The following is a 23,035-nucleotide window of genomic DNA, read 5'->3' as shown; positions in this document are numbered from 1 at the left end:
CCGTCTCGGCTATCGGAAGCCTGAAGCTTCGTGGAGGTTTTTTGAGCCGTCTCACTTGGAGTCCTCGACAAAATTGTGCACTTCGGCGATGATGGAATTGAGAACAATTGTGTCCGAGGAAGCTATTGCGCGAAGGCGCATAAGCGCATCAGCGGTAGGCGATCCAGGGTTGAATGCTCTAAGTGATCGGGCGCTCAATGCTGACATCACTGTTGTAAGGTCTCGTTCGACCAACAAATTACCGGTCACGCGTGCACCAAACACGCGGTATAGGACATTCTCTGGCGAGCGCCCGTAGAAGGGTTCATCGAATTCTTCAAATAAGCCTGGCGTTTCAGATGGCACCAAAACGTCTGAAGCGTCGGCAACGAGGTGGGGCGAATGGGTTGCAATGAAGAAGTGTGAACTGGTGCCGTTGGGGAACATGGATTGCAACAAAGGGATGAAAGAGGACTGCCAATTCGGATGTAGGCCAGTTTCAGGTTCGTCGACAAGTACCAGTGACTCTGGGTGGATGTTGGCGGCGATTCGAGTGCACATTGAGAGAAGCATCGATTGCCCAGCGCTCAGGAGGTCTGCGGGTTTCTGTTGGTTCTGCGCCTGCAGCACTACTCGAAGTGTCGCTCCGGTCGCCTTCCGCATAGTCCTAACAAGCAACGCACCTGGCAAGTTGTACGTCGAGCGGAGGTCCTGCAAAAGGCCGATCAACCGCGGCTTATGGTCCTTGTTCGTCTGCTGCATGGTGGAAATTGCCGCATTGAGTGTTGAGACAATTTCTTCAGCTACAGTAGGTGCGCGCTCGGCTTGGAATCGGTCGAGTTCCGCCACAAGGTCGGACAGTTTCATCAGTGGAAGTCGACGCTTGCGGCTGCTGCTCGCAATGCTCCATTGGTCGAAGCCGAGTTCTTGAAACACCGGGCTTAGTGTTGCTAGGCTTCGACTTTCAAGCTCATACTCGAGCAACGAGTCGAGGATGGAATCCTGGAGGGAGCCCGTTGACATGTTGTTGGATGCTTGGCGAAGTCCGAGATACCTATAGGCGCCAGCTGTCCCTCGTGGTTCGAAAGGGAATGAGTCGGAGACCAAGTTCGACACCGCGAGAATGCGCGTAGGCCCACTGCTTGCAGCTTTGTTGGTTTCTCTAGAATAGGTCATCGCCGATGTGGCAATCGCGCGTAGAAGACGGCTCTTCCCGGATCCATTAGCGCCGATGACAACCGTGAAGCGATCCCGTCTGCCTTGGACCTCGCTGTCGGGGGCGAGATCAAACCCGAGACCGCCCTCGTTGAAGCGCGTGAGTGCGAACATTCCCTGAGCATCTCACATTTACTGTTCGAGCCCAAGGATCCGCAACTGTCAGGCGAGTTGTCTCCTCGTGGTGTTGGTCTCAAGCTCGAATCCGGGCCGTCCTAGTGTTGTCGAGCTTGGCGCGGACGCGCGCGCCAAGCCTTCGACGTTGCAGAGGTCCCGTCGCATCCGATATTGAGGTACTGCGCGCAGGTCCTCAATAGCGCGCTCGAATACGCAAGCGCCCCGGTACCGCAGTTCGTCTCGAAAGAGCTTGAAGGTCGGTCTGTCGATCGAACGAGACATGCGGCACCGAGCTTCCGGGCCGGGCGACATCAGGGCTCCCGTCTGCCAGCGTCGCGGGAAGAGTCTTGTGTCGAGCGCAAGCATCGCGTTGTTTCCGACTTTGTCATGATCCACGAGCGAGTTGTCGGCGAGCAGGTCGAGCGTCCTGCTGTGCTCGTCCCATGAGTCGGTGGGCCACGAGCAGGGTGGGCTAGCGTCGGCACCACAACTATGGCGCATCGTGTGCAGGGCAGGATCAGGCGATGCTGCTGCCCCCGTCGACGAGGAGCTCGCTCCCCGTCACCTCGGAGCTCTGGTCGAACACGATGAAGAGCACCGTGGCGGCGACCTCCTCGGGACGGAGGAGACGACCGAGCGGGAGCCCGCTCGCCATCTGCTCTAGGAGCGCGTCCGGGTTGCCCGGGGCGAGGCCCGCGAGCCCCGGCGTCTCCGTGGGCACGGGGACGATGGTGTTGATCCGGACTCCACGCGGTGCGAGCTCGGCCGCCTATGTGCGGGTGAGGGTCGCGATCGCGGCCTTCGATGCCCCGTACAGGCCGAACGACGGCTCGGTGCCGGATGCAGCCGTCGAACCGGTGACCACGACGGCTGACCCCTCGTGGAGGAACGGCAGCGCGCCCTGGACTGTGAGGGTGGTCCCGCGGACGTTGGTGCCGAATGTCCCCTCGAAGTCCTCTGCGGTAACGGCATTGAGCGACTTGAACTCGCCGCCGCCGGCGTTCGCGTGCATGGCGTCCAAGCCGCGACCACGCTGGGCGACCGCGGCGAACACCGTCGCGATGTCAGTCGGCTGGGCAGCGTCCGCCCGGATCGGCGTGACGTCGTAGCCGAACTCGTCGCGCAGTGCGTCGAGCGCCTCCTGCCGCCGGCCGGTGACGAAGACGTGGGCTCCTTCGGCGACGAAGCGGCGTACGACCGCGAGTCCGATGCCCGACGTTCCGCCCGTGACGAGTGCGGTCTTGCCCTGCAGCGTCCCTGTCATGACGATCTCCTGGACCTGTTGTTGACTGCCTGGTCCAGAACGGCACGCCGTGCTTGACTGGTCGGTCAAGAACGACTTCCGAGGAGTCCGCATGCCGTGACCGCGCAAGTTCGACGAGGCCGACGTGGTCGAGCGCGCCCGGCGCACGTTCGCGGAGTCCGGGTTCGACGGCACGTCGCTCGACGACCTGCTGGCAGCGACGGGGCTCGGTCGGCAGAGCCTATACAACACGTTCGGGGGCAAGAAGGAACTCTTCATGCGCGCGTTCCTCAGCGACACCGCCGACGCCGTCGAGGTCGTGCAGTCCGTCCTGCGGAGCGCCGAGCACCCGATCGCGCGGATCCGCACGCAGCTGGTCTCCGCTGCGGTCGAGCACGGGGCGGCGCAGGGTCCGCCGTCACTGCTGCTCCGCGCGGCGGTGGAGCCGTCGGCTCGGGACCCAGAGGTGGCCGCCACCGTGACCGAGGCCTTCGACACCATCCGCGCTGGCTACACGGCCTGCATCGTGGACGCGCAGGCGGCCGGCGAGGTCGAGGCTGACGCCGACGCCGAGGCGCTCGGCACCTACTTCTGCGCGGTCATCGAGGGGATGGGGGCGATCGGACGCGTCGGGACCTCACGAGCGGCGCTCCTGCAGGTGGGGATCGCGAGCCTCGCGGCACTGCCGATCACACCGCTGGGTGCAGAGCACCTCGGAACCGCGGACTGTCCCTGGGACTGATCGTCGCCCTGTACCAGGGCAACACCGCGACGACGCGAGCGGCGGGACGGACCGCGACCGCGCCTCCAGTCCGGTTCTGCAGGCGCGCATCCCGCAACCGCGACGGCACCCGCCCGTCGCATGGAACATCACCGTTGCGACGATGAAGCCGGTCCTCGCCACGATGCGAGCACCGCAGTCGGGCGTTCCGATCCATCAGGCCGGTCCCCTCGAGGATCAGCGGCACGGACGGCAAGCCTGCGTTAGCTTCGAGTGAGATGACACCGTATCTATGGGGGACACAACGGTGACCGGATCGACAGACCTGACCGCGTACGCGCTGCCGGACTTGACGTCCTTGCCCTCGGGACGTACGACGTGGATGCGAGGGTCGTGTCGAAGGGCGACGACGGAACCGTCGTGGTCGAGTACACGGCGACGAACGAGACCACGCTCGGCTCGGCCCTGCGGATCCCCGGGCTCGACCACGACGCGGTGAACCGAGCCGCTGGAGACCACGGGCCGTTCTCGCGGGTGACGGAGCGGTTCACGTGGAAGGAGAAGGTGAAGTGGTGACGAGACACTCGGCGGGCATCGCGACGTTGATCGCGGTGCTGACGCTGTTGTTGACCGGTTGCACCGTCATGGCACAGCCCGAGCCGGAGGACTACACCGGCACCTGGGTGCTCGAGGGTGCGGAGGGCGACCGAGCGACGGAGCTCACCGTGTCGGCGAACCGGACATACACAGCGCGCAACATCCCGATCGACCTCGCGTGCCGAACCGGCAACGCTGCGACGAGCCCTCCGGGTTGTGCGAACGGCGAGGACTCGGCGAGCTTCTCCGGACGATGGACGGTGGCCGACGGTGACTCGCCCGGCATCCGGTTCTACTTCGATAACCACTTCGTGCGCCAGGGCTACGCGACCAACGGAGCACTCGGTTTCTACAGCGGATCACTCGATGTGCCACGTCCCGACTACCTCTTCGTCCGTTCGTCGTCGGACTGACCGGAAGCCTCCTCCGCAGCCCGTCCGGTGACTGTCCTGACGGGGACCGCGACGACGATCGGGGAGTCGTGGCGGCGTGGATCTGCGGGATGCCCTACCGGTGGGGGCCCGTGGCTCGTGTCGGCTCCCACCCGTGCTGCACGAGACGCACAGCCGGTCCGTCCGACGGCCGATCCACCACCGGGCGCGGTTCGGCTCAGGTGACGTGCGTCCGATCGTCGCTCCGCTTCGCGCTCACCCACATCGGGAGGTCCCCCTGCAAGGCGGCGACGCGCGGGTCGGAGGTGGTGCGACCGCCACTCCTGGGGAGGTCGAGGTAGCTGCGTCGGACCACGTGCGAGAAGGGTTCGCCGCAACTGTCGTCGCTGTGATGGCGAAGCTGCCACCGCTGAGGATGCCGTCGCAACGACGCTGCGTCGGCACGGGTCGCGGCGCTGGAGAGGAGCACTGACCACAGTTCGTCGTCGGTCATGCCGGCCAACTCGGTCGGTTCGAGGGCTCCCGTGTCGAGGAGGCGACCCACCAGGCCCCGCACGACGGCGACGGGCACGAGGTTCGCCGCGCTCCTCTGGGCGAGTGCTTCGCTGATCGCGAGGTCCGCCAGTTCGACCGCATCGACCGGATCGGCATCGACGGCACCGTCGCTCAGATGCAGCCGTCGCAGGAGTTCGTGCGGTGCTGATCGTGTGCGCCCGTGGGCCTGTCCGCTTCGGAGGAACGAGTCGAGGTGGTCCAGCTTCAGGCCGCCGTGCGACGCCGTGAGCGGCGAGGGGATGCTTCCGTCGTCGAGTGCGATGATCGTCTCGGCATCGCCACCGAGTGCCGCATCGGTGGCGAACAACGCGGTGATCCGCTGTCGGGTGAGGTCGTGGTGGTCGAGACCTGCGAGACCCTCGAGCGTGTGGCTGAACGGGAGGTGGCCGACGTCGTGCAGCAACGCAGCGGTGCGTGCGGGTCGGTGCTCGGGCGCGAAGTGGGCCACGAGTGCGAGTACCCCGAGCGAGTGCTCGAGGCGAGAGTACGTCTGCACCGTCGTGATCGACGCGGCTCCTGCGTGGGCGATGAAGGCGAGACGCCGCACCGGCCAGGTGCGGAGGAGACGCTGTTCGGTCGCCGTGAGGCGCACCTCGATCCGCCACAGTGGGTCGAAGTACACCCCGTCGTTCCCCAACGTGTCGACCGCTTCTCGGTGCACTCTGGCCTCCCCGTCGTCCGCACCGACAGGAGCGGAGCGGACGGCCGCTCCAGGAGGTTCGTCCCGTGCCGCGCGAGCGACGACCGCAGGGATCAGGACGGGTCGGCGATCTCCTGGAGCGCTGCGAGGTGCGCACGCCACGCCGTCCGACCCTCGCGTGTGACGGTGAGCGACGTCCGGGGGGTCTTCCCCGTGAAGGCCTTCCCGACGGCGACGTACCCCGCCGACTCGAGGAGCGCGACCTGCTTGCTCAGCGCCGAGTCGGTGATCTCGACGGCGTCGCGGACCTCGCGGAACCCCAGCGTGGTGGCACGGTCGAGTGCGGCCATGATCGAGAAGCGGACCGGGTTCAGCAAGTGACCGTCGAGCCGGTGACGGGGATGGACCGGTGCCTGGTTCGTCGTCGTCATCGTCGTGCCTCGTACGACGCGCAGGCCATCGTGACCGCCAGGATCGCTCCGGACGTGATCCCGGACCACAGGACGGATCCGTGCGCCCAGGCGACGACGGCGATCGCAGCCCCGTAGGTGACGAACCAGCTCGCGATGTAGGTCGTCCATCGACGGCTCCGCGCGAAGGCCGCTCGCCCGCGGATGGACACCGCGAAGAACACGATCAACGCGAAGAAGGCGGCGAGTGTGCCGACGTAGGTGAGGCCGAAGGCCGAGCCGGTCGTCAGGCCCATCCCGAGGGTCCCGAACGAGGTCACCGTGCCGAGCGCGAGGATGAACGTCACGTACGGCCACCGGGTGGACTCGTGAGCTCGTCGACTGAGGCGATCGGCGGTGTCGAGGAGCGTCCGCGCCTCTGCCGGGCTGATGCTGTTCTGGTTGTCCATGGTGTTCCCCTCTCAGGTTCCAGCCTGGCACAGACTTGCCATGTTGGCAAGTGCTTGCCGATCCGCCAAATCCACCGCGACACGGGCGACGGACGGCTGCGGGTGGTCATGGCCGCGGCTGAGCGTCGTGGGCGTGGTGCGGATCCGATGCGAAGGCTCGTTCGTAGATCTCGTGGACGACAGCGGCCTTCGCGTCGTTGTAGCGCAGGCCGTTGCCGGCGTTCACGGCCGCTGCCTTCGCGTCCGCGTACACCTGCCGGTCCTCGGGGTGGGATCGCAACCACTCCACGAACAGGCGATGCCGTTGCGGCTCCGCTGCCCCCGGCTGCCACACGTGCAGGTTGGTGTTGGGATCGCCGAGGGTGAGCTGCCGGTGCGGGTCACCGGCGATCACGTCGCGGAAGACCAGACGGAACCCGACGGCCTCGAGCTCCGGGAGCCAGGTGCGTTCATCACTGAGGTCGGGCACGAGCAGGTCGGCGTCGATGACCGGCTTGGCGATCATCCCGGGAACGGCAGTCGAGCCGACGTGCGCGATGGTGTGATCGGCGCCGAGCGCACCTGCGACGAGGTCCCGTACGCGCGCGAACGCATCGGCCCGATGTGGGTCGTGGTCCTGGAGGCTGCCAGGGTCGACCTGTCGGAACGCGACACGCTGCGACTGACGGGCTGCGTTGCCGTCTGCGGTGAACGGCCGCCAGAGCGGGTGTGTGGCCACAGCCACATCATGGACCCTCGACGTCACGCCGAGGACGGCGATCGTCGGTCGGTGATCGGGTCCGAGCACGCCGGGGGACCGGTGGTCGGTGGACCGCGCGACCGTCGTCGGACTCACACCTCCCAGTCCGACAGGGAGGTCCTGCCGCGGAGGAGACCGGCGAGTTCGGCGTGCACCGTCATGGTCTTCTCCAGACGCGCTGCCCTGTCGACGGAGAGCGTCCCCGCTTCCCAGTCCCGCTCCGCGATGTACGCCGTGTACGGGTTGACGACGCACTTGAAGTCGAGCATCAGGGACTGCGCGAGCGCGCCCGTCGCCATGTAGCTGTGCGGGAGCCCGGCAGCGCACACGAAGGTGACCACCTTGTCGAACCATGCAGCACGCCGGCCTTCCCCCGTCGCACCGGTGGCTTCGATGAGCGACTTGACCGCCGATGACGGCGCCCAGTTGTAGATCGGGAACGCCAGCACCACGCCGTCGGACTCCCGGATGACATCGTGCAGCGCATCGAATGCGTCACTGTCGAAGACCTGGTCGTTGTCGAACGCCGGCAGCGATGCCGTTGCGAGGTCGACGACCTCTGACCCGTGGCCGTTCGCCCTCAGGAGGGACGCCGACCGCTCGGCCAGCCGGCGACTGGTGCTGACGGGATCGAGGCTGCACGAGATGACCGGCAGACGCAGGGGAGTCACCCCTGCACGGTACCGATTCAGGTGCGGCGGAGCGTGGTGCGACCGGTCCGTGGCAGGTCGTCCTCGTGCCGGTCGGGGCCACCAGCTGACGCGCGACCGCCCGCAGCCGGCCTCCTCAGGACAGCCAGCCGTCCGAGTGGCCGAGCCCTGCTCACCCGTCGACGTCGGTCGACTCCGCTCCCTGGACCTGGGGCGGCAGTCCGCGGACCGCTCCGTGCCAGGCCCAGGCAGCGGCGAGGAACACACCAGTGGCGATGAGCCACAGCAGCCAGGGCATCCGCGAGTCCATCAGTCCGAGGGTGAGCGGGAAGAGTGCCATCCCGATCGAGCTCGCGGTCTGGAACACCCCGATCGCTCGGCCTCGGATGCGTGGGTGCGGAGCTGCAGCCATGACCGCGTTCGCGGCGGGCAGGGAGATCATGTCCGCCGCGGCCAGCACGACCGCGACCACGACGACGTAGGACCACGCGCCCGGCCCGTGCAGCGGCGGAAGGACGATCAACGGTGCCGTCGTCGCAGCGGTGAGGACGGCGCCGAGCGCGATGAGCGTCCCGCGCCGTCGCCCGGCGACCCACCGGGTGACGGACGTCTGGAAGAGTGCGCACAGGCCTGTGGCGATGGCGAACTGGACGGGTGCGACCGCTGGGGACATGCCCCACCGCTCGATGAACAGGACACTGAACGCGACGTTCGGCAGCAGCATGGCGGGGCCGATCAGGAACTGGCCGAGCGCGATGAGACGCATCGACCGGTCGGCGACGAAGGCGCGCAGCAGCCCGGAGGCATCGGCTGGTCCCGCTCCCGTCGGTGCCGCCGCCGGCGGGGTCCGATGACCGGTGCGTTGCGTGGCGAACACGACGGCCGCTGCGACGCTGGTGACGACGTTGGCGAGGACCAGCCACCGCAACCCGTCCTGGTGTCCGTGCGCGAGGGTGACCGCAGCGACGATCGCGCCTGCCCCGAGGGCGGCGGCCTTCGTCGCTTCGAGGAAGGCGAACCAGCGCTCGAACGGGCGGCCCGCCGCGAGGTCGTGGACGTACGCGGTCCACGAGGTCCAGTAGAGCCGTTCGGATGCATTGGCGAGGAAGATCGCCGCGAAGATCACCACCGGATCGTGGGCGGAGAGGTAGAGCGTGAAGCCCGCTGCGGAGAGCAGGTTGTTGAGGACCATCGACGCCCTGGCACCGAACCGGTCGGTGAGGACGCCGCCGACGAGTCCGATCGGGAGTGCCACCAGCGATGCGACGGTGGAGAGGACACCGATCACCGCCAGGGACACGTCGGTGGTGATCGCGAAGTAGACGATCGTCAGCGGCAGCGTGAGGCCGGCGCCGATGGTGTCGGTCAGGACCGCGAACGTGACGAAGCGGTGCTCGTGGAGGCTCGCGAGCGGGGCCCGGAACCGGGCAGGGGTGAAGCGCATGGAGGTGTTCCCGTGAGGTCGTCGCACCGCCGCCGAGCGGCGACGCGGGCGTGCAGGAGCACACGAGCAGAACGCTCGCGGCGAGGAGGGCTGACCGTGTCGGTCAGCTCAGTGCTGCGTTGCCATGACTCCGGGAGGGACGGGCCGCGGTCCGACGAGCTCGGGGGCGGCTTTCGTGGGGAACAGTCCACGAGGGGCACTGAGCGGCATCGTCGCCACCTTCCCCGTCGTCGGACCAGACCGACGAACGTCAGCAGCGTCCACGTCGACCGAGCAACGGTTGGTGCAGCACACCGTTCGGGTCAGCGGCGCTCGCGCGCCTCCGGTCCGGGCCGGGAGGCGCGGGTCCTGCGGGTGCAGCGGCGCCAGCCCGTCACTTCGTTCGCTGGTAGACCGTTGCGACGACCGACCCGTACAGCGCGAAGGCGGCGATGCCGCCGGGGAACATCGCGAGGACGGCCGCGGGTACCGCCCACACCTGGTGCACCCAGAGGTGACCTGCTGGCTCCGTGGTGGTCATCGCGGCGAACGAGCACGCGGAGACGAGCACGGCCCACGCCGCCGTCATGCAGATGATCGGCAGGAAGTGCCACCCGAGGCCGAGCAGCGGGTAGACGAGCGGGAGGAGGAACATCGCCGGCGCGATGATGAAGCCGGTCCTGGCCGTGATGCGGAAGGCCTTCCGGCTGCTGTTGACCTGCGCGATGGTGCGCTGGTCGTCGACCTCCGACTCCGGCCATGAGTCGTACGGGAGGCCTGCGCGCGTGTCCTTGTGGTCCATCTACGGCAGCCCCGGCCAGGACACCGCGGGCCACTCGAGCTGCCCGGCCGTCGCTCGTTCCCGATGATCTGTGGTCACGGTTCCCCCCTCGCGTTCCCCTGACGGCAGCGTACTGCTCTCGACCTGATCTGCCGCCGCCGGACCTGCCCCCGCCTCCCGCTTCAGCCGACGTGCTCCCACGACGACAGCGCCGTCCAGTCCTGCGGGTCGAAGGCGAAGGAGCTGCCCATCGCGGGCTGGTCGAGTGCGCGGCTGATGGGCTCGCGTCGGAGGCTCGCCAGCAGGAGTGCGCCGACCCCGCCGTGAGCGATGAACACGATGCCCCGCTCGGGCGTCTGTGCCGCGATGCGTCGGACCGCGCGCTCGACACGGCTCTGGGCGTCGATCGCGCGTTCCCAACCACGGACGGACCGGTGCGGTTCGGCGAAGAACGCGTCGACGGTCGGTTCGAACTCGCTCGGGTCGAGGTAGCCGGTCGCGCTGCGGTCCATCTCGCCGAGGTCCTCGTCGACCTCGAACTCCGAGTCCGACTGTCCGGCGATGATCTCGGCGGTGTCCAGGGCCTTCCGCTCGCTGCTGCTGACGATGCGGAGGGGCTGGGGGAACAGCGTCGCGATGCGTGCGGCGCGGGCCCGTCCGACCGGCGACAGACCCCAGTCCTGGATCCGGACGGTCGGGTCGACGGTCACCTCGGGATGGGACACCCACGTGCACAGCATCATCCGACCGTACCGACTCAGTCCGTGGCCGAACATGCGGTGGGATCCGGAGGTCGGTGGCTCCGCCGTCGGAGTGAGCGGAGCCACCAGGCCATCAGCGCCGAGCGACTGCGGATGCACCCTCACCGATGGTCGTGCCCGGGTGATCCTCGCGGTACCGACGCACCTCTCGCGGGTCGACATGAACGCCGCGGAGATCGACCGCGACCGCACCGACCGTGCCTGGGCCAGCCGCGGCGAACCACAAGGTTGCGAGCGCCACCATCCCCGCTGGCGCGGTGCCGAACAATGCGAGGGCCACCGCCGCCGCCAGTACTCCGCCGACGGTCGTGAGAGCGCGAGTCCTCGTCGTCACGAGAAGCACTTCTGCTGCACGGCAGAGATGCCGAGGAGCTCGGCGCCGAGCGCTGCCGCAGCCCCTCCGAGCGCCTGGATCTTCTCCCACTTGAAGGTGGCGCCCCAGAACAACTGCACCGCTTTGGAAACGCCGCCGAGACTGTTGATGAGCCGCTTGATCTTGAGGATCTTGGCAGCGGGGATGGCGGTCGAAGCGATCAACCAAGCGATGGCTCCGGCGCAGCCGAGGACGTCCGCGCGGCTACCGGTCAGCAGTTCAGGGTGGTTCTCGCGGAGCCATTCGTGCGTTGCTGCATCCCCTGCGGTGAGGATGGAGTCCGGGATCTGCTCGATGAGGGTGAGGCCTCGCTGGAGGTCGGCCGCCTGGTGGTCGAGGCTCCTCGTAGTGGCGATCGATCCGAGCGGCATGTCCTGCTCCGTGGCATGCGCCGGAGGAGCGGTGAGTACGGTCGCGCACATTCCTGCCGCGACAGCCAACGTGATGGAGAGCTTGATGGAGTTCTTGTTGGTGAACGACGTCACGATCCTACCTTTCGTCCCCGGCGCCCCTCGCCGAGCTGGGACCAGCGTGCCCGGCCCTTGCCAGAAGATCAAACGTGATATACCGCACACCTGTTAGCAGTGGCTCGAGCGATCGCGGCACGGGCTTCAACCGGCGGTGCCTCAGCCCCTGACCTGCGGTGCACCGTCAGTGTTCCAGCGGAACAACACCAGGTGCCAGAGGCCCGGGCGCTTCCTCGACGGATCGATCAGGCCGTCGGCGCCGAGTGCCACCAGGCGGTCTCGGACCTGCCACGAGGCCGGGACGCCACCGTCTGCGACGACCTGCTGCCACGGAGCGGTCGCGTCCTCGAGGTCGACCACGGCTTCGGAACGAGCGGCCCGGTCGCGGAGGTCGACGATCCGGGACGCCACCACGCCCACTTCGACGATCATCGGCTCCGTGGCGCGCTTGTCCGGATGCGCCACCAGTGCGGCCTCCACACCCTCGACCGACGAGCTGAGGTACAGCGTGGGCTCGTCAGCACGTGAGTACCGGCCTGCGGACCGTGACCCTGCGATGGCGGATGCGCGGAAGCGCGGGTCCACCGCGCGGAAGAAGGTGCCGCGCACCTCCGGTGCGAAGATGTCTCGGTCGTCGCTCACGAAAGCATCCTGGTGCGGCTCACGCCGGCGGCGTCGCTCCCGCGCCCTCGGTGTCGTCAGCGCCCGCCGGACCGGTACCGGCCTGGTCGAGGTTCTCGTGCGGGTCGCCCATGTCGCCGGTCGCCTTGCCTGCCGGGGACAGCCCGAAGTGCTTGCGGACGGCATTCGCCTGGGTGTCGGTCACGGTGTTCCCGGCTCCTGGGGAAGGGGCATCCTTGATCGCGCTCTTCGAGTAGCCGACGTGCAGGTCGTTGCCGTCGAACGTGGCGTCCTCGACCGGGACGAGCACGGTGTGACCCCCGAGGAGTCCCGTTGCGACGCTGATGAACGCGGCACTGCCGTCCTCGGCGGAGGGGAAGACCTGCGCGACCTTGCCGACGGATGCGCCGTCGCGGTCCTTGACAGGAGCGTTCTCGATCTCGTGGATCTTCGCCTTGGTGATCATGTGCGTAGTCAACGCCCTGTGCCTGATGCTCCGCGGGTCTGTCACTCGCCGTTCCGCTGGAGCTCCTCTGCATTGCCAGCGGTGCAGACGGAGACGGCGTCGAGGCTGTACCCGCGTTCGTCGGCGAGGAAGTCGATGCTCGTGGCCGGGCCGCCCGTTCCCCGGACGCCCTGCGTCGGGTCGGTGCCTCCGCTCTCGTGGCGTTCGGTCGAGAGGCCCTTGTCCTTCCACAGCCGTTCGACCGTGGCGACGTCGTCGGCGGGATCTCCTGCACGCTGTTCGCGCATCTCCGTCAACAAGTAGGCGGCACCACGTGCACCGTTGTCGCGCATGCAGCCTTGGACAGCCGGACCGCTCGCGACCGACCAAGTGCCGCCGACTGCGCCGGCGGTGTCGTCGACGATCGTGACGACGGTGTCCTTCGCCTGGTCGGGGGCTGCTCGTTCTCCGAGGAGGGCCCTCCGGAGCACCCCATCAGTGCGAGCGCCGCAGCAGCGACGGACACCGCGGAGCCGGTGATCCTGTCGGCCTGCAGGCGACGTGCCGTCTTCATGTCCGCCCTGATCCTCACGCCTCGACACTAGCGAGACGGGCGGAACGACGGAGTCCGAGGCGGTCGGAGTGCTCGATCTCTGGGCGATCGCAGCCGCCTTGTCCGTGTTCGGCATCCTGTTCGTCATCGGCTCCGCCGCGACGCAGTCGCTCCTGTCGTGGATCGTGCCGCTGACGCGGTGAGCTACCTCCTCGCTGCTGTTCTCGTCACCCGCGTCCGACTCGACGAGCACACATCGGCGCAGCGTGCACGTCCGCGGTTGCGCCGCAACCTTGAGGACCGCCTGCCGAGGATCTCTGTTCCGCCCGAGCGGTACCAGAAAGGCGGCGAGGACCCCGCACGGTTGCTGCGCAATGTGTGGAATACCCGCGCTAGCGTGCTGCTCCCCGGTGAGGTCGGGGTTCCGACTGGGATGGGCCTGAGGGGGACATCATGGGGAAGATCGAGTTCGATGTGGCTGCAGCGAGCGCCGTCATCCGGGCGGCCACGTCGGCGGAAGACGAGCTCCGCGCTCAGTCAGGGACCCGCCGGTCTGCGGTCGAGGAGGCAGCGGCTGATTTTGCCGGTGTCTACGCCGACCGGTTCACCGAGTCTGCTTCGGCCGAGTCAGCTGACCGGGGCAAGCTGGCGTCCGTGCTGAACGACCTTGTCGGGCAGATACGCGAAGCCGAGTCCGCTGCGCAGGCCGAACAGGAACGCTTGGACGCCCTCGAAGCTTGGAACGACGCCGAACGTGAGCGCCAGCGCGTCGCAGCGATGTCCTTGCTCGATACCACCACCACCCTTCCCCCAGCCGCCATCCGTGCGCCGAAACCGTCGGAGGTCGCCATCCGACCACCGACGATCCACGCGGCCTTCGCACCCCGGGAACGCACGCGCTCCGGGGGCGGCACAGGAAACGGTCGTAGCTCGGCCGACCCAGCGCGACTGCGAGAATTCAGCACCGTCAGCCGGGCCAAGGACGCGGCCGCCGAGGGAAAGGCAGCAACACTTGCCAGCGCTTGGGAGGCATTCACCGTCTCGTGCTCCTGGGTGCAGATCGACGGGTGCACATTCGTGACTGGATTCGATCGGTTCCTCGTGGAGAACCGGGCCGATGCCGCATGGATCGACCGCATCGCTGATGCGTTCGAACAAGCCGGTAGCGGCGGATCGCTGGCGAACGCCAGGATCGACAAGGTGATCGACGACGAGCTCGTCCGCGGTGTCCAGCGCCTCTTCGCCGATGGGATGAGCCCGACCGAGGTCGCGGCGATGTGGTCGGACCTCGGGCTCACCCGGGAAGACGCAGCGGAGCTCGCGCTCCTCCCGACTTCGGTGCTGACTGCTCTGGGAAACCTCGAAGGGGCTCCGTACTGGGCACGCGGCGCCGCGAACGTCGCCGTTCTCGACCGCCGCATCGCATCCGCCAAGCAGTTCCTCGACGACATCGGTCGCCCAGATCGCGTCTACAGTGCGGAGGCGCGGGAGGACGCGGCAGACCTCTCCGCACTCGAATCAATCAAGTCTTCTCTCAACCCCAACGGTCGCAACGGAACCAGAACGCTCACGATGCTCAGCACAGACCACCCGCCCCTGGCGGCGGTGTCCATCGGAGATCTCGACGAGGCGACCAACGTCACGTGGGCGGTACCGGGGATGGGATCGAGCACGGGCAGTATGACCGACTGGACGAGCGCCGCTCAGAACGTCTACGGCGAGCAGGCGAAGGCGACCCCATCCGGCCGTGGTTCCACGAACGCCATCGTCGCCTGGATGGGATACGAAGCACCGCCGGTCCCTCCGGCGAGCTTCACCGTCTTCGGCAGCAACTACGCGAAGGCCGGCGGCGAGAAGCTGGCTGCCTCGATCAAGGGGCTTGATGCGACGAGGGCCGGAGGAATGCCGACGGTCAACGTCCTCGGGCACTCATACGGCACGACGACAGCGTCCTACGCACTCACAACGGAGGGCGTGCACGTGGATTCGTTCACCGCCATCGCGTCGGCCGGGATTCCGGACAGCATCCACGGAGCGGACGACATCCACGCCGATAGGGTGTACGCCGGACAAGCGGAAGTGGCGAAGCCGATCATCGAGCACTGGGGTGGCGACGAGTGGGCGGCGGTCGGTCGGGGCCTCAGCTCCGATCACCATCAGGATCCGACTGCGCCGGAGTTCGGTGCGACCAGCTTCGGCGCCGACGGGGCGCCAGGCCTCAATCCAGTTCGCGACCACGGCGTACACACATGGTACGGCGGCGGCTATCTGGACAAGGACACGCAGTCGCTACAAAACGTTGCATACGCAACCACGGGCCAACCTGAACGGTTGACGAAGTGATTCCCCCGATGTCGCAGAAGCGAACTGATGCGGAAGGAACTCTCGAGTGAGGTCAAGTAGGCGGCAGACCGTCTCCGTCGTCAGGTCGGTCGGGGCAGTGCTGCTCGCCGTCACCATTCTCACTGGTTGCACCGAAAGGTCTGGCATGAACACGAAAGAAGCAAAGCAGTCCATCGTGACGTTCGTCGAGGGATCGACCGACGTGGTGGGGGACGGCTGGGAGATCGGTGAGGGCCCCGGGCTCGGGAAGTGTGGTGTCGGCCTGGGACAAGGGGGCGTGCAGTACGTCTACGCCAAGGTTCGCCCAGCGAGCGCTGACCCGAAGGCCGACGTCGAGGCGGTGGAGCGGCACTGGAAGGAGCTCGGGGTCACAACGGAGCGGTACCAGACCGGCGGTGAGGACCCCATCCTCGGCGTTCGAGGCAGGGGTGGCCCGGTGGAGTCGTCCGACTTCCGCGCGGATCCCCGCGGGTACACGATCGACGGCAGCTCGCTTTGCGTCCCGGGTGACTTCGACAAGATGAGCCTCGAAGGCCAGGAATGACGACAGCGACCTGATCGCCCGATCGACCCGCGCCTCCAAGCCGGACCGAGCTGGGCATCTGACGGACGGCTCGCCCCGTTGCAGAGGCGAGGCTACCTGCGGAGCGGGGGCTACCGCCTTACCGGCACGGCGACGTTCGCGAGCTCGGCGCGCACAAAGCCGTTCCCGTGTTGGAGCGATCCCGTCCGGCAACGCTGACCACTCGACCAGGGCCGCCCATCGAGTGATCGGACCGACGCCGAGGTTGCAAGCTGCTCTGGTCGCTGTACATGGCGAATCCGGGGCTCATGGACGGCGGCGACGCGCTCGCCTCAACGGCGACTTGCTTCCTCCTCCTCACGCGGTGCTACTCCGCCTTCACCGTTCGTCGAATCCGTTCCGAGCCCGTCGGGGTGATCGCGAGCGTGTGCAACAACACCGGACTCCTCCTGCTCGTGACGCAGGTCGTGGTCGTGTACCTCATGGCGGGCCTGTACAAGGTCCAGGGTCAGCTGTGGCAGGACGGAACCGCGCTGTACTACATCCTGAGCGTTCCGGAGTTCTTCCTGCCCGGCGTGACGCCGTTCGTCCTGCAATCGGATTGGGTTCTCGTCATCGGCGCGTACGCGACCGTGCTCGCATCGGTCTTCTTCCCAGTGCTCGTGCTCTTCCGCCAAGGAAGACCGTTGGCTGTTGCGGTGATGCTGACGTTCCATCTGGCGATTGCAGTGCTGATGGGGCTCACGTCGTTCGCGCTCGTCATGGCGGCGTACGACCTTCTCTTCGTGAACCATCACGTGGTGCGCTTGCACCGCCGGGCGGCCCTGCTACGCCGCGCATTGGCCGGCTGTCGAGAGGAGACAGTTGATGAGAGATCTGTTGAGAGTACGGCGACACTGGCGGGCGAGCATCGGCGACGAGCGGGGCTGGCGTTCTGTGCGTCCCGCCAGCGGGCCGTACGCAAGGGCTGCTCTGGTCGAGTGGGGAAGTATCACCAAGGGACTCGTGGGGACCGCTGCGACGATGGTGCTTCCGCTTGATCGCGAGGTCCGTCAGTTCGCGCCCTGGTTCCCGGAGGCTGACTTCACCGTCCAAGACCTGATTGAGCACACCTCGGGACTCCCTCGCCTGCACGTCGGTATGGGACTGGTGCCGTTCCGCGATCCGTACCTTCCGACGATCGGAGCCCCTCTGGATCCGGACAGCGTCGTTCGCAGCGGAGACCGCGGACAGTTTGCGTACTCGAACCTCGGCTACGCCCTGCTCGGTGAGTTACTCGACGACGTCGACGGCAACTGGTTCCGAACGGTACGGAAGCAGGTCCTCGAGCCAGCGGGCATCACCACGGCCACGACAGCTCCACTGGAGACAGCCAGAGTCGTGCCGCGGAGGCTTGGTCGGCCCGTCGAGCCGTGGACGATGACCGGGTCGCCCTATGCAGCTGCAGGGGGCGTCTGGTCGACGTTCGAGGACCTGTGCCGATATGCGGACTGGGCTCTGGGAGACCTGGACGGCCCGGCGCGGACGGTTGCTTGGCAACGACGGGATGCGACGATCTGGATCAACGGACAGGTACGTGCTGCAGGTGCTGCCATCGTGTCTGCGGGTGGCGTGACGGCGGTCGTACATGCCTTGGCGCAGCGGCTCTTCACTCCGGACCGCATCGCCTCAGCCGTCATCGAACGGGAGCTCGCAGGGCGTGGCGAGCGACGTCGATGAGATGAGCCGCGGCGGTCAGGAGGTGACCAACTCGAGCTGACTGGCGGCCAGCCCCGCGCCGACGCGCAGGTGCCCACACATGTGACCGACCCGCCAGGAGCGACCCCTGCCTCCAGGCCGGATCGAGACCAGCGCAGGCGGGGACACGGCGGTCGGCTCGCCCCGTTGTTGGGGCGAGCCGTCCTGCGGAGCAGGGGACTACCGCGCTGCCGGTACCGCGACGTTCGCGAGCTCGGCGCGCACGATGTCCGCACCCGCGGAGAGCGCACCGAGCTTCTGCAGAGCCGCCCCGCGCGCCAGCGGCGCCATGCCGCAGTTCGTGCTCGGGATGAGCTTGTCGGCGTCGACGTGGTCGAGGGCGCGGCGGAGGACCGCGGCGACCTCTTCCGGCGTCTCGACCTGCTCGGTGGCGACGTCGATCGCGCCGAGCATGACCTTCTTGCCGCGGATGAGTTCGACGAGTTCGAGCGGGACGTGGGAGTGGATGCACTCGAGGGAGACGATGTCGATCGAGGACTGCTGCAGGAGCGGGAAGGACTGCTCGTACTGCCGCCACTCGGCGCCGAGGGTCTCCTTCCACCGGTTGTTCGCCTCGATGCCGTAGCCGTAGCAGATGTGCACGGCGGTCTCGGCGCGCAGGCCCTCGGCGGCGCGCTCGAGTGCGGCGACGCCCCAGTCCTGCACCTCGTCGTGGAAGACGGTGAAGGCTGGCTCGTCGAACTGGATGACGTCCACGCCGGCCTCCTGGAGCTCGAGTGCCTCCTGGTTGAGGATCGTCGCGAACTCCCACGCCAGCTTCTCGCGGCTCTTGTAGTGCTGGTCGGAGAGGGTGTCGATCATGGTCATCGGGCCGGGGAGTGCCCACTTGATCGGCCGGTCGGTCTGGGCGCGGAGGAACCTCGCGTCCTCGACGAACACCGGCTCCGGGCGGCTCACCGCGCCGACGACCGTGGGCACGGCGGCGTCGTAGCGGTCGCGGATGCGCACGGTCTCCTTGCGCTCCTGGTCGATGCCGTCCAGGTGCTCGATGAAGGTGGTGACGAAGTGCTGCCGGGTCTGCTCGCCGTCGCTGACGATGTCGATGCCGCTGCGCTCCTGCTCGTGGACAGCGGAGCGGAGCGCGTCCTGCTTGCCCTCGACGAGGGCGTCACCCTCGAGCAGCCAGGGGGACCAGAGTCGCTCGGGCTCGGCGAGCCAGGAGGGCTTCGGCAGGCTGCCGACGATCGCGGTGGGGAGGAGCGTGCTCATGCGCGTGGGGGTCCAGTCGGTCAGTGGGTGAGGGCAGCGGGGGCGGCGGGAAGAGCCTGGCCGGCGTGTGCGGTCTGCTCGGCGAGCCAGCGGTCGAGGAAGTCGCGGTGCGGTGTGACGAGGTGCTCCTCGGTCCACCGGCCCTGCGTGACGCCGAGGCGGCTGCGTTCCTCGCGGTCGTAGGCGATGCCGGTCGACGTCCAGTCGTCGTGGTCGAGGGTCGGGCGGAACGTGCTCGGCGCGACCTCGTTCGCGTTGTAGATCTCCGGCCGGTAGATCTTCTGGAACGTCTCCATGGTGGCGATGGTGCCGATCAACTGGAGGTTCGAGTAGTCGGTGCGGACGTCGCCGCGCGAGTAGAAGGCGAGCGGCGCCTTGGACCCCGGCGGCATGCAGTACCGGACCTGCATGCCCATGCGACCGAAGTAGTCGTCGGTGAGCGACGAGTGCTCGTGCTCGTACTCCGCACCGAGGACCGGGTGCACGAAGCCCGTCTGTCGGTAGGTCTGGCTCGTCGAGACGCTGATGCAGACGACGGGCTCCGCGTCGAACTCCGACCGGAACGCGTCCGACCGCAGGAAGTGCTGGAAGAGCTGTCCGTGCAGCAGCCCGAAGTCGGCGGGGAGCGAGGGAGCCGACGGCAGGCGGACGGCGAAGTCGTGGTCGCGGAGGTACGACGAGAAGTTGTTGCCGACGATGCCCTGGTGGCGCTCGCCGGAGTGCTGGTCGACGATCGTGACGTCGAGCACCTCGATCAAGGGGAAGCGCTCGACCAGACCGCCGTCCTCGAACTGCATCGTCACCGACACGATGTCGAGCTCGACGCGGTAGCGATCCGCGTCCGGGTGACCGGCCAGGTCGTTGCAGCGCCCGTTGATCAGCGCGAGCGCGTTGCGGAGGTTCTGCTGGCGGTGCTCCCCGCGGGCCAGGTTCGCGAAGTTCGTCGTCAGGCGGGAGCTCTCGGCGGGGGAGTAGTCCTCGTCGAAGCGTGTCCTGCTGATGCTGAAGGTGATGTCGTTCGCCATGGTCCGGAGTCCGGTCGTCGAGCGCCCGCGGGCACTGTGGGAAGGTCCTCCGATCATGACGGGAGGCGCGGGTCATCAGGTAATACCGAGACGCTATCCAGTCGCATAGCCTGTTCCTATGGCTCGCGTTGCGAACGACATCACCCTGCAGCAGCTGCGGTACTTCATCGAGGTCGCCTCCGAAGGATCGATCAGCGCGGCCGCAGACCTGCTCTACGTCTCGCAGCCGACCATGTCGGCTGCGATGAAGGACCTGGAGGCTCGCATCGGCCGGCCGCTCTTCACCCGGTCCGCACGTGGGGTCGTGCTCACCGTCGACGGCGTCGAGTTCCTCGGGTACGCCCGCCAGGTCGTCGAGCAGGTGTCGTTGCTCGAGCAGCGGTACGTCGGGCGCCAGGCGTCGCGCCGGCTGCTCGGGGTGTCGGCCCAGCACTACTCGTTCGCGGTCGAGGCCTTCGTGCGGATGGTCGAGGGCGCCGACGCCGACCAGTACGAGTTCTCGCTGCGCGAGACCCGCACGTGGGACATCATCGAGGACGTCCGGACGCTGCGGAGCGAGCTCGGCATCCTCTACCGCAACGACTTCAACCGGCAGGTCCTCGGCAAGCTGATGCGGGACGCCGGGGTCGTGTTCACACCGCTCTTCGTCGCGCAGCCGCACGTCTTCGTCGCCCGGCGGAACCCGTTGGCGTCGCAGGAGCGGGCGACGCTCGACGACCTGGCCGAACTGCCGCGCCTGACGTTCGATCAGGGTGCGAACAACTCCTTCTACCTGGCCGAGGAGATCCTGTCGACGATGTCGAGCAAGCGGGAGATCCGGGTGTCGGACCGGGCGACGATCTTCAACCTCATGATCGGGCTCGGCGGGTACACGATCTCGACCGGGCTCATCAGTGACGACCTCGACCCGGAGATCGTCGCCATCCCGCTCGACGTCGACGAGCGCATCGAGATCGGGTGGATCGCGCACTCCTCGGTGCCCCTGACGGAGCAGGCGCAGACGTACCTGGAGGAGTTGCGGGCGGTCGTCGTCAGCTACGGGGTCGAGCTGCTCGGGGCGCACTGATCCCGTCGAGGATCTCCGCCGCTCGTCACTCCCCGTTGCCCTGCATCTCGACGGCGTCCCCGTCAGCACATTCGGACGTTGCTGAGACCGTGTACCGACGGGTGTCCGCCAGGAAGCTGATGGACGTGGTCGGGCCACCTGCGCCGCGGAGACCGAGGATCGGGTCGTCGCCCCCGCTCTCGTACGGCTGCGTGGTGATCCCGGCTTCCTCCCACAGCTTCTCGACGACGGCGATGTCCGCTTCGGGTTCACCGGTCGGCTCCGCGAGAGCCGTGATGTACCTGTAGGCAGCGCCGTCGCTGCCGTCGCTCTTGCTGCACTGCTCGACCGAGGGCCCGCTGGAGACCTCCCAATCGCCCTCGAGCGAGGAGGCAGTCCGGTCGACGATGTCCTGCACGGACTGCCGGGCCTCGGCAGTGCTCACGGGCCCGTTGCTCTCCGAGTCCACGGGGCCTCCTCCACTGCAACCGGTGATGACGACGATCGCTGTCGCCGCAGTGACGACGGCGATCACCGCACGGACGTGTTCCCTCACCGTCCGCATCGGTCAGGGATCCGCTCCGGCGACGATGCCGAGGCCGACCTCGAGCGTGGTCCGACCCTTCGGTGGTCCGCGGTCATCTCGTCTCCCTGTCCTCGGGCCGTCGCTCGTCGTTCCTCGGCTGAGCGTACCGCGGCAGCGGCGCCTCACGTCCGCACTGTCGAAACCCTCTTGACTACGTAGTCAGCCGCGTGGTTGTCTTGCTCCCACACCCGCTCAGCGGGTGACCACCCGACGCAGCGAAGGAGCTGGCCCATGAGCGACATCGCCCCCGTGCGCCGCCTCCGCCCAGCGTCGATGACCGACGTCGCCGCCCTCGCCGGTGTGTCGCAGAAGACCGTCTCGCGCGTGGTCAACGGCGAACCCCACGTCACCGAGGCCGTCCGCTCCAAGGTCGAGTCCGCCATCGCCGAGCTCGGCTTCCGCCCGAACGCCGCCGCACGAACCCTCAAGTCCCAGCGCTCCCGCCGCGTCGGCATCATCACGATCGGCACGGACCTGTACGGCCCGACCGCGATGCTCACCGGCGTCGAGCAGGCCTGCCGCTCCAACGGCTACGCCCTGTCGATCGTCCGCACGGTGACGGCCTCGGCCGAGGAGCTCCAGCCCGCGGTCGACTCCCTCGTCGAGCAGGGCGTCGAGGCGATCGTCCTGTCCGAGCCGGTCGAGAACCAGATGGACCAACTGCGCATGCCGGCCGGCGTCACGGTCCTGACACTCGGCCCGCCCGACGTCGCCGACCGCGAGAACACCCTGGCCGTCGGTCTCGACGAGAGCGGTGCCGCCTTCGCAGCAACCGACCACCTGCTCGCCCTCGGTCACGAGACCGTCTGGCACATCGCGGGCCCGGCGAACTGGACGTCGAGCGTCCGCCGCGAGCAGGGCTGGCGCGCCGCCCTGCAGGACGCGGGTGTCGCCGAGCATGCACCCGTCGAGGGGGACTGGTCGCCGCAGAGCGGCCACGACGCGATGCGGTCGCTGCTCGCCCGTCCCCACGTCACCGCGGTCTTCGTCGCGAACGACCAGATGGCGATCGGCGCCATGTCCGCCATCCAGCAGGCCGGGCTGTCCGTGCCGCAGGACGTCAGCATCGTCGGGTTCGACGACATGCCGATCGCCGCCTTCCTGCCGACACCCCTGACCACGATCCGCCAGGACTTCGACGAGTCGACCCGTCTCGCGATGCACCGCCTCTTCCGCACCCTCGACGGCCACCCGCCCGCCGAGCGGCACCGGATGCTCCCGGGGCAGCTGATCACGCGCGCCACCAGCGCGCCGCCCTCCGCCGAGCGCCACCACCTCCGCCCCATCGACTGAACCCGGCCGGGAGGCGCAACTCGCGTCGGTCCGGCGAGTGAGCGCTCACGAGCGCTCGCCGACACCCATCGATCACCCCGACGACGACGTCAGGAGTCAGCACGTGACCCCAGTACCAACGC

At 67.8% G+C, this 23,035-nt stretch carries 25 protein-coding genes and 1 pseudogene; 9 read left to right on the top strand and 17 right to left on the bottom strand.

The genetic code is table 11. The features are described from left to right. Window positions 1-51: 51 nt before the first annotated feature. Complete coding sequence (locus M3677_RS12875; RefSeq protein ID WP_251160746.1) at window positions 52-1,308, bottom strand: AAA family ATPase; 1,257 nt, start codon at window positions 1,306-1,308, stop codon at window positions 52-54. Between the two features lie 520 nt (window positions 1,309-1,828). Further along, a pseudogene (locus M3677_RS12870) lies at window positions 1,829-2,575 on the bottom strand (SDR family NAD(P)-dependent oxidoreductase). Between the two features lie 124 nt (window positions 2,576-2,699). Between M3677_RS12870 and M3677_RS12865 the strand changes: the two are divergent. The 3 genes from M3677_RS12865 (at window position 2,700) to M3677_RS12855 (ending at window position 4,285) form a co-directional block, all read left to right on the top strand. After that, window positions 2,700-3,296 (top strand): TetR/AcrR family transcriptional regulator, encoded by a 597-nt coding sequence (locus M3677_RS12865; RefSeq protein WP_251160745.1) that lies wholly within the window; start codon window positions 2,700-2,702, stop codon window positions 3,294-3,296. A 372-nt stretch (window positions 3,297-3,668) separates the two neighbouring features. Then, on the top strand, window positions 3,669-3,851 hold the full coding sequence (locus tag M3677_RS12860) for a hypothetical protein (protein WP_251160744.1): 183 nt from the start codon (window positions 3,669-3,671) through the stop codon (window positions 3,849-3,851). Continuing rightward, window positions 3,848-4,285, top strand: coding sequence for a hypothetical protein (locus tag M3677_RS12855; protein WP_251160743.1), 438 nt, complete (start codon window positions 3,848-3,850; stop codon window positions 4,283-4,285). Before M3677_RS12860 ends, M3677_RS12855 begins: the two co-directional genes overlap by 4 nt. A gap of 196 nt (window positions 4,286-4,481) precedes the next feature. On the opposite strand, the gene M3677_RS12850 is transcribed toward M3677_RS12855, so the two are convergent. The 12 genes from M3677_RS12850 to M3677_RS12795 all read right to left on the bottom strand — a co-directional run bounded on the left by M3677_RS12850 (window position 4,482) and on the right by M3677_RS12795 (window position 13,384). Then, window positions 4,482-5,441, bottom strand: a complete 960-nt coding sequence (locus tag M3677_RS12850) for an HD domain-containing protein (RefSeq protein WP_251160742.1) — start codon at window positions 5,439-5,441, stop codon at window positions 4,482-4,484. Between the two features lie 131 nt (window positions 5,442-5,572). After that, window positions 5,573-5,890, bottom strand: a complete 318-nt coding sequence (locus M3677_RS12845; protein ID WP_251160741.1) for a transcriptional regulator — start codon at window positions 5,888-5,890, stop codon at window positions 5,573-5,575. Next, window positions 5,887-6,318 (bottom strand): chemotaxis protein CheY, encoded by a 432-nt coding sequence (locus tag M3677_RS12840; protein ID WP_251160740.1) that lies wholly within the window; start codon window positions 6,316-6,318, stop codon window positions 5,887-5,889. Before M3677_RS12840 ends, M3677_RS12845 begins: the two co-directional genes overlap by 4 nt. Window positions 6,319-6,424: 106 nt before the next feature. Next, complete coding sequence (locus tag M3677_RS12835; RefSeq protein WP_251160739.1) at window positions 6,425-7,036, bottom strand: GrpB family protein; 612 nt, start codon at window positions 7,034-7,036, stop codon at window positions 6,425-6,427. A 113-nt stretch (window positions 7,037-7,149) separates the two neighbouring features. Beyond that, window positions 7,150-7,728, bottom strand: coding sequence for an NADPH-dependent FMN reductase (locus M3677_RS12830; protein WP_251160738.1), 579 nt, complete (start codon window positions 7,726-7,728; stop codon window positions 7,150-7,152). Between the two features lie 151 nt (window positions 7,729-7,879). Then, the gene (locus tag M3677_RS12825) at window positions 7,880-9,151 is read right to left on the bottom strand and encodes an MFS transporter (protein WP_251160737.1); all 1,272 of its coding nucleotides are present in this window, start codon (window positions 9,149-9,151) and stop codon (window positions 7,880-7,882) included. A gap of 373 nt (window positions 9,152-9,524) precedes the next feature. Beyond that, window positions 9,525-9,932: a hypothetical protein gene (locus M3677_RS12820; RefSeq protein WP_251160736.1), complete on the bottom strand. Its 408-nt coding sequence runs from the start codon at window positions 9,930-9,932 to the stop codon at window positions 9,525-9,527. 161 nt (window positions 9,933-10,093) lie between these two features. Beyond that, window positions 10,094-10,621 (bottom strand): histidine phosphatase family protein, encoded by a 528-nt coding sequence (locus M3677_RS12815; RefSeq protein ID WP_251160735.1) that lies wholly within the window; start codon window positions 10,619-10,621, stop codon window positions 10,094-10,096. Window positions 10,622-11,002: 381 nt separating this feature from the next. Then, a complete protein-coding gene (locus M3677_RS12810) occupies window positions 11,003-11,530 on the bottom strand; it encodes a hypothetical protein (RefSeq protein WP_251160734.1) in 528 nt (175 codons plus the stop codon). 141 nt (window positions 11,531-11,671) lie between these two features. Continuing rightward, window positions 11,672-12,154: an RES domain-containing protein gene (locus M3677_RS12805; protein WP_251155713.1), complete on the bottom strand. Its 483-nt coding sequence runs from the start codon at window positions 12,152-12,154 to the stop codon at window positions 11,672-11,674. A 19-nt stretch (window positions 12,155-12,173) separates the two neighbouring features. Further along, window positions 12,174-12,599 (bottom strand): PRC-barrel domain-containing protein, encoded by a 426-nt coding sequence (locus M3677_RS12800; protein WP_251155714.1) that lies wholly within the window; start codon window positions 12,597-12,599, stop codon window positions 12,174-12,176. 41 nt (window positions 12,600-12,640) lie between these two features. Then, window positions 12,641-13,384, bottom strand: coding sequence for a hypothetical protein (locus M3677_RS12795; RefSeq protein WP_251155715.1), 744 nt, complete (start codon window positions 13,382-13,384; stop codon window positions 12,641-12,643). 200 nt (window positions 13,385-13,584) lie between these two features. Between M3677_RS12795 and M3677_RS12790 the strand changes: the two genes are divergently transcribed. The 4 genes from M3677_RS12790 to M3677_RS12775 all read left to right on the top strand — a co-directional run bounded on the left by M3677_RS12790 (window position 13,585) and on the right by M3677_RS12775 (window position 17,716). Continuing rightward, entirely contained in the window at window positions 13,585-15,474 is a 1,890-nt protein-coding gene (locus M3677_RS12790; RefSeq protein WP_251155716.1) for an alpha/beta hydrolase, read from the top strand. A gap of 175 nt (window positions 15,475-15,649) precedes the next feature. Then, complete coding sequence (locus M3677_RS12785) at window positions 15,650-16,018, top strand: hypothetical protein (protein ID WP_251155717.1); 369 nt, start codon at window positions 15,650-15,652, stop codon at window positions 16,016-16,018. Between the two features lie 287 nt (window positions 16,019-16,305). Further along, window positions 16,306-17,037, top strand: a complete 732-nt coding sequence (locus M3677_RS12780; RefSeq protein ID WP_251155718.1) for an HTTM domain-containing protein — start codon at window positions 16,306-16,308, stop codon at window positions 17,035-17,037. Next, complete coding sequence (locus tag M3677_RS12775) at window positions 16,934-17,716, top strand: serine hydrolase domain-containing protein (RefSeq protein WP_368859912.1); 783 nt, start codon at window positions 16,934-16,936, stop codon at window positions 17,714-17,716. Before M3677_RS12780 ends, M3677_RS12775 begins: the two co-directional genes overlap by 104 nt. 198 nt (window positions 17,717-17,914) lie before the next feature. Here the strand turns inward: M3677_RS12775 and M3677_RS12770 are convergent, their stop codons facing one another. Further along, the gene (locus tag M3677_RS12770) at window positions 17,915-18,964 is read right to left on the bottom strand and encodes a methionine synthase (protein WP_251155720.1); all 1,050 of its coding nucleotides are present in this window, start codon (window positions 18,962-18,964) and stop codon (window positions 17,915-17,917) included. 20 nt (window positions 18,965-18,984) lie between these two features. After that, window positions 18,985-19,989 (bottom strand): putative oxygenase MesX, encoded by a 1,005-nt coding sequence (locus tag M3677_RS12765; RefSeq protein ID WP_251155721.1) that lies wholly within the window; start codon window positions 19,987-19,989, stop codon window positions 18,985-18,987. Between the two features lie 118 nt (window positions 19,990-20,107). Here M3677_RS12765 and M3677_RS12760 point away from each other — a divergent pair, with 118 nt between their 5' ends. Then, window positions 20,108-21,055 (top strand): LysR family transcriptional regulator, encoded by a 948-nt coding sequence (locus M3677_RS12760; protein WP_251155722.1) that lies wholly within the window; start codon window positions 20,108-20,110, stop codon window positions 21,053-21,055. 25 nt (window positions 21,056-21,080) lie between these two features. Here the strand turns inward: M3677_RS12760 and M3677_RS12755 are convergent, their stop codons facing one another. Next, the gene (locus tag M3677_RS12755) at window positions 21,081-21,479 is read right to left on the bottom strand and encodes a hypothetical protein (protein ID WP_251160733.1); all 399 of its coding nucleotides are present in this window, start codon (window positions 21,477-21,479) and stop codon (window positions 21,081-21,083) included. A 372-nt stretch (window positions 21,480-21,851) separates the two neighbouring features. Here M3677_RS12755 and M3677_RS12750 point away from each other — a divergent pair, with 372 nt between their 5' ends. Further along, a complete protein-coding gene (locus M3677_RS12750) occupies window positions 21,852-22,913 on the top strand; it encodes a LacI family DNA-binding transcriptional regulator (RefSeq protein WP_251155724.1) in 1,062 nt (353 codons plus the stop codon). Window positions 22,914-23,035: the final 122 nt, after the last annotated feature.

It is taken from the genome of Curtobacterium sp. P97 (genome assembly GCF_023712445.1).
Classification (GTDB): domain Bacteria; phylum Actinomycetota; class Actinomycetes; order Actinomycetales; family Microbacteriaceae; genus Curtobacterium.
The sequence above is the reverse complement of the archived record's forward strand: the minus strand, read 5'-3'. Positions and strand labels throughout refer to the sequence as shown.

Bases quoted from the DNA above. Each gene is read 5' to 3' on its own strand.
- M3677_RS12875 (WP_251160746.1), bottom strand. From the start codon at position 1,308: ATGTTCGCACTCACGCGCTTCAACGAGGGCGGTCTCGGGTTTGATCTC.
- M3677_RS12845 (WP_251160741.1), bottom strand. From the start codon at position 5,890: ATGACGACGACGAACCAGGCACCGGTCCATCCCCGTCACCGGCTCGAC.
- M3677_RS12840 (WP_251160740.1), bottom strand. From the start codon at position 6,318: ATGGACAACCAGAACAGCATCAGCCCGGCAGAGGCGCGGACGCTCCTC.
- M3677_RS12825 (WP_251160737.1), bottom strand. From the start codon at position 9,151: ATGCGCTTCACCCCTGCCCGGTTCCGGGCCCCGCTCGCGAGCCTCCAC.
- M3677_RS12820 (WP_251160736.1), bottom strand. From the start codon at position 9,932: ATGGACCACAAGGACACGCGCGCAGGCCTCCCGTACGACTCATGGCCG.
- M3677_RS12800 (WP_251155714.1), bottom strand. From the start codon at position 12,599: ATGATCACCAAGGCGAAGATCCACGAGATCGAGAACGCTCCTGTCAAG.
- M3677_RS12790 (WP_251155716.1), top strand. From the start codon at position 13,585: ATGGGGAAGATCGAGTTCGATGTGGCTGCAGCGAGCGCCGTCATCCGG.
- M3677_RS12780 (WP_251155718.1), top strand. From the start codon at position 16,306: ATGGACGGCGGCGACGCGCTCGCCTCAACGGCGACTTGCTTCCTCCTC.
- M3677_RS12770 (WP_251155720.1), bottom strand. From the start codon at position 18,964: ATGAGCACGCTCCTCCCCACCGCGATCGTCGGCAGCCTGCCGAAGCCC.
- M3677_RS12765 (WP_251155721.1), bottom strand. From the start codon at position 19,989: ATGGCGAACGACATCACCTTCAGCATCAGCAGGACACGCTTCGACGAG.
- M3677_RS12760 (WP_251155722.1), top strand. From the start codon at position 20,108: ATGGCTCGCGTTGCGAACGACATCACCCTGCAGCAGCTGCGGTACTTC.
- M3677_RS12750 (WP_251155724.1), top strand. From the start codon at position 21,852: ATGAGCGACATCGCCCCCGTGCGCCGCCTCCGCCCAGCGTCGATGACC.